Source organism: Autumnicola tepida (assembly GCF_031846485.1).
Taxonomy (GTDB): Bacteria; Bacteroidota; Bacteroidia; order Flavobacteriales; family Flavobacteriaceae; genus Autumnicola; species Autumnicola tepida.
Window position 1 is genome coordinate 1 of record NZ_JAVRHQ010000048.1, and the last position, 5,493, is coordinate 5,493.

The window sequence follows — 5,493 nt, forward strand, 5'->3', positions numbered from 1 at the left end:
GAGTTGTAAGATATATAAGAAACAACGATGAAGAGTTTGATCCTGGCTCAGGATGAACGCTAGCGGCAGGCTTAACACATGCAAGTCGAGGGGTAACAGGGTGCTTGCACCGCTGACGACCGGCGCACGGGTGCGTAACGCGTATACAATCTACCGCTTACTGAGGGATAGCCCATGGAAACGTGGATTAACACCTCATGGTATTATTTAGTGGCATCATTAGATAATTAAAGGTTACGGTAAGCGATGAGTATGCGTCCTATTAGCTAGATGGTGTGGTAACGGCATACCATGGCAACGATAGGTAGGGGTCCTGAGAGGGAGATCCCCCACACTGGTACTGAGACACGGACCAGACTCCTACGGGAGGCAGCAGTGAGGAATATTGGACAATGGGCGAGAGCCTGATCCAGCCATGCCGCGTGCAGGAAGACTGCCCTATGGGTTGTAAACTGCTTTTATACGGGAAGAACCACCCCTACGTGTAGGGGTTTGACGGTACCGTAAGAATAAGGATCGGCTAACTCCGTGCCAGCAGCCGCGGTAATACGGAGGATCCAAGCGTTATCCGGAATCATTGGGTTTAAAGGGTCCGTAGGCGGATTTATAAGTCAGTGGTGAAAGTCTGCAGCTTAACTGTAGAACTGCCATTGATACTGTAGATCTTGAGTTGTTATGAAGTGGTTAGAATGTGTAGTGTAGCGGTGAAATGCATAGATATTACACAGAATACCGATTGCGAAGGCAGATCACTAATAACAAACTGACGCTGATGGACGAAAGCGTAGGTAGCGAACAGGATTAGATACCCTGGTAGTCTACGCCGTAAACGATGGTCACTAGCTGTCCGGCCTAATTGCGGGCTGGGTGGTTAAGCGAAAGTGATAAGTGACCCACCTGGGGAGTACGTTCGCAAGAATGAAACTCAAAGGAATTGACGGGGGCCCGCACAAGCGGTGGAGCATGTGGTTTAATTCGATGATACGCGAGGAACCTTACCAGGGCTTAAATGTAGTGGGACAGGAGTGGAAACACTCCCTTCTTCGGACTCATTACAAGGTGCTGCATGGTTGTCGTCAGCTCGTGCCGTGAGGTGTCAGGTTAAGTCCTATAACGAGCGCAACCCCTTTTGTTAGTTGCCAGCACATAATGGTGGGAACTCTAGCAAGACTGCCGGTGCAAACCGCGAGGAAGGTGGGGATGACGTCAAATCATCACGGCCCTTACGTCCTGGGCCACACACGTGCTACAATGGTAGGGACAGAGAGCAGCCACTTCGCGAGAAGGAGCGAATCTATAAACCCTATCACAGTTCGGATCGTAGTCTGCAACTCGACTACGTGAAGCTGGAATCGCTAGTAATCGCATATCAGCCATGATGCGGTGAATACGTTCCCGGGCCTTGTACACACCGCCCGTCAAGCCATGGAAGCCGGGGGTACCTGAAGTCCGTTACCGCGAGGGACGGCCTAGGGTAAAACTGGTAACTGGGGCTAAGTCGTAACAAGGTAGCCGTACCGGAAGGTGCGGCTGGAACACCTCCTTTCTAGAGCAAGGTCTTTTACTTATAAGAGACATGCGCAATTTTTAAAGGGAAGTTCAAAAGGAAGTCCTTTTGGTCTTGATTTTTTGCTTGTCAATTTGATTTTAGTAGTTGAAGGTTGAAAAGTTAAAAGTTGTAAAGTAGAAATACTTTTAAACTTTGATACTTTACAAACTTTACACTATTAAGGACAGTCTCATAGCTCAGCTGGTTAGAGCGCTACACTGATAATGTAGAGGTCGGCAGTTCGAGTCTGCCTGAGACTACGGAAACAATTAACAATGAATCAATAAGCAATTGATACTGTTAATTAGAAGTTCATTAAAAAGTATTGAAAGGAAATTTTAGAAGTTGAGGCTTTGAATTATAAATTCTAAATTTTGAATTTTAAATTAATTCACCATTCATAATTCAACATTCAACATTCAACATATAGAATGGGGGATTAGCTCAGCTGGCTAGAGCGCCTGCCTTGCACGCAGGAGGTCATCGGTTCGACTCCGATATTCTCCACAAAGCCCCCCGACCCCCAATTGGGGGAGGGTAAAGCTTAGTTCCCCCTTAGGGGGCTAGGGGGCTGAAACGTTCATTGACATATTGAGAAACAAAGAATACGAGAAACTACAGTTATAGAGTTTTAAATTTTATAACAAAAGAAGAGCAAATTATATTAAGTATTTGGTTCTAGAGATAGGATACAAGTACGAGCAAATTAGAAGGCAAATACGCACACAAGCTAAATAAGGGCGTATGGGGAATGCCTAGGCTCTCAGAGGCGAAGAAGGACGTGATAAGCTGCGAAAAGCTGCGGGGATTGGCACATACGAATTGATCCGCAGGTATCCGAATGGGGCAACCCACTGTATTGAAGATACAGTACATCGTAAGATGGGCGAACCCGGGGAACTGAAACATCTAAGTACCCGGAGGAAGAGAAAACAAAAGTGATTGCGCTAGTAGCGGCGAGCGAACGCGCATTAGCCCAAACCAATGAGTTTACGGACTTATTGGGGTTGTAGGACCACGTTATTCGATGCACATAGAACTGGAACATTTTGGAAAGAATGACCGTAGAGGGTGATAGTCCCGTATAGGTAAGAATGTGTTATTGATAGTGGTATCCTGAGTAGTGCGGGGCACGGGAAACCCTGTATGAATCCGGCGGGACCATCCGCCAAGGCTAAATACTCCTGAGAGACCGATAGTGAACCAGTACCGTGAGGGAAAGGTGAAAAGAACCGTGAATAACGGAGTGAAAAAGATCCTGAAACCATACGCTTACAAGCGGTCGAAGGCTTTACCTTCCCCCTTTGGGGGTTAGGGGGCTAACGGCGTGCCTTTTGCATAATGAGCCTACGAGTTACCGTTTCCAGCAAGGTTAAGTACTTAAGGTATGGAGCCGTAGCGAAAGCGAGTCTTAATAGGGCGCCATAGTTGGTAATGGTAGACGCGAAACCGTGTGATCTACCCTTGGGCAGGTTGAAGCTGTGGTAACACATAGTGGAGGACCGAACCCGTTGACGTTGAAAAGTCTTGGGATGACCTGAGGGTAGGGGTGAAAGGCCAATCAAACTCGGAAATAGCTCGTACTCCCCGAAATGCATTTAGGTGCAGCGGTACATTAGTTTTATAGAGGTAGAGCTACTGATTGGATGCGGGGGCTTCACCGCCTACCAATTCCTGACAAACTCCGAATGCTATAAAATGATGTGTATCAGTGAGGGCATGGGTGCTAAGGTCCGTGTCCGAGAGGGAAAGAACCCAGACCATCAGCTAAGGTCCCCAAATATATGTTAAGTTGAAGAAACGCGGTTGGACTGCCCAGACAGCTAGGATGTTGGCTTGGAAGCAGCCATTCATTTAAAGAGTGCGTAACAGCTCACTAGTCGAGCGGTCCGGCATGGATAATAATCGGGCATAAACATATTACCGAAGCTATGGCTTTCAGATTTATCTGAAGGGGTAGGGGAGCATTGTAACAACGCTGAAGGTGTACCTGCGAGGGATGCTGGAGTGGTTACAAAAGAAAATGTAGGCATAAGTAACGATAATGCGGGCGAGAAACCCGCACACCGAAAGACCAAGGTTTCCTCAGCTATGCTAATCAGCTGAGGGTTAGTCGGGTCCTAAGGCGAACCCGAAGGGGGTAGTCGATGGACAAGCAGTTAATATTCTGCTACTTGCCCCACGTTAAAGCGGACGGAGGCGTAAAGATGTTGCGTACTGACGGAATAGTACGTTGAAAGGAGTGGTAACACCCTGATAGTACACCAAAGCTACGGCGGCGGTGATAATGCATCGGCGCGACTTCCAAGAAAAGCGAGTGGCGGCAACCCGTACCGTAAACCGACACAGGTAGTTGGGATGAGAATTCTAAGGTGCTCGAGAGATTCATGGCTAAGGAACTAGGCAAAATGGGCCCGTAACTTCGGGAGAAGGGTCGCCCACAGCAATGTGGGCCGCAGTGAAAAGGTCCAGGCGACTGTTTATCAAAAACACAGGACTCTGCTAAATCGAAAGATGACGTATAGGGTCTGACACCTGCCCGGTGCTGGAAGGTTAAGAGGAGATGTTAGCTTTTAGCGAAGCATTGAATTGAAGCCCCAGTAAACGGCGGCCGTAACTATAACGGTCCTAAGGTAGCGAAATTCCTTGTCGGGTAAGTTCCGACCTGCACGAATGGTGCAACGATCTGGACACTGTCTCAGCCATGAGCTCGGTGAAATTGTAGTATCGGTGAAGATGCCGATTACCCGCTACGGGACGAAAAGACCCCGTGCACCTTTACTATAGCTTAGTATTGACTTTGGACAAGTGATGTGTAGGATAGGTGGGAGACATTGAAGCGGTATCGCCAGGTATCGTGGAGTCATTGTTGAAATACCACCCTTTACTTGTTTGAAGCCTAACTTCTGGAAATGAAGGACAGTGCTTGGTGGGTAGTTTGACTGGGGTGGTCGCCTCCAAAAGAGTAACGGAGGCTTCTAAAGGTTCCCTCAGCACGCTTGGTAACCGTGCGCAGAGTGCAATGGCATAAGGGAGCTTGACTGAGAGACATACAGGTCGATCAGGTACGAAAGTAGAGCATAGTGATCCGGTGGCACCGCATGGAAGGGCCATCGCTCAAAGGATAAAAGGTACGCCGGGGATAACAGGCTGATCTCCCCCAAGAGCTCACATCGACGGGGGGGTTTGGCACCTCGATGTCGGCTCGTCACATCCTGGGGCTGGAGAAGGTCCCAAGGGTTGGGCTGTTCGCCCATTAAAGTGGCACGCGAGCTGGGTTCAGAACGTCGTGAGACAGTTCGGTCTCTATCTGTAGTGGGCGTTAGAAATTTGAGTGGACCTGACTCTAGTACGAGAGGACCGAGTTGGACCAACCTCTGGTGTATCTGTTGTTCCGCCAGGAGCATTGCAGAGTAGCTACGTTGGGAAGGGATAAGCGCTGAAAGCATATAAGCGCGAAACCCACCACAAGATGAGATTTCTTTAAAGGACCGTGGGAGACGACCACGTTGATAGGCCACAGGTGTAAAGGCAGTAATGTCATAGCCGAGTGGTACTAATAATCCGTAAAGCTTGGTGCAAGCCCCCTCCGGCTCCCCCATAGGGAGAGAAAAGGAGGGGGCAGAAAAGCCTCTAAAACGCAGATAATGTCCTTCTAAATAGTCTTCTTATGTTCTTTGTTTCTTATAATATGTCAACTTATTAGAATTGAGTATTGAGAATGGAGTATAGAGATTTTTATCTCATTACTCATTACTAGATTCTCACTACTATTCAACAGCTTAAGGTGGTTATGGCAACGGGGCTCACCTCTTCCCATTCCGAACAGAGAAGTTAAGCCCGTTAGCGCAGATGGTACTGCTATTTGTGGGAGAGTATGTCACCGCCTTGTTTTTTAAAAGCACTTATCGAAAGATAGGTGCTTTTTTTGTTTACAGGCTTTT

General features: G+C 48.0%; 2 tRNA genes and 3 rRNA genes. All 5 read left to right on the plus strand.

The features are described from left to right. Positions 1-24: 24 nt before the first annotated feature. The 5 genes from RM553_RS19030 (at position 25) to rrf (ending at position 5,441) form a co-directional block, all read left to right on the plus strand. A 16S ribosomal RNA gene (locus RM553_RS19030) occupies positions 25-1,546 on the plus strand. Between the two features lie 189 nt (positions 1,547-1,735). Continuing rightward, a tRNA-Ile gene (locus RM553_RS19035) sits at positions 1,736-1,809 on the plus strand. A gap of 173 nt (positions 1,810-1,982) precedes the next feature. After that, positions 1,983-2,056: transfer RNA gene (locus tag RM553_RS19040), tRNA-Ala, on the plus strand. 215 nt (positions 2,057-2,271) lie between these two features. Further along, a 23S ribosomal RNA gene (locus tag RM553_RS19045) occupies positions 2,272-5,130 on the plus strand. A 202-nt stretch (positions 5,131-5,332) separates the two neighbouring features. Beyond that, positions 5,333-5,441 (plus strand): 5S ribosomal RNA (rrf, locus tag RM553_RS19050). Together the 16S, 23S and 5S rRNA genes with 2 tRNA genes alongside form the textbook arrangement of a ribosomal RNA operon. Positions 5,442-5,493: the final 52 nt, after the last annotated feature.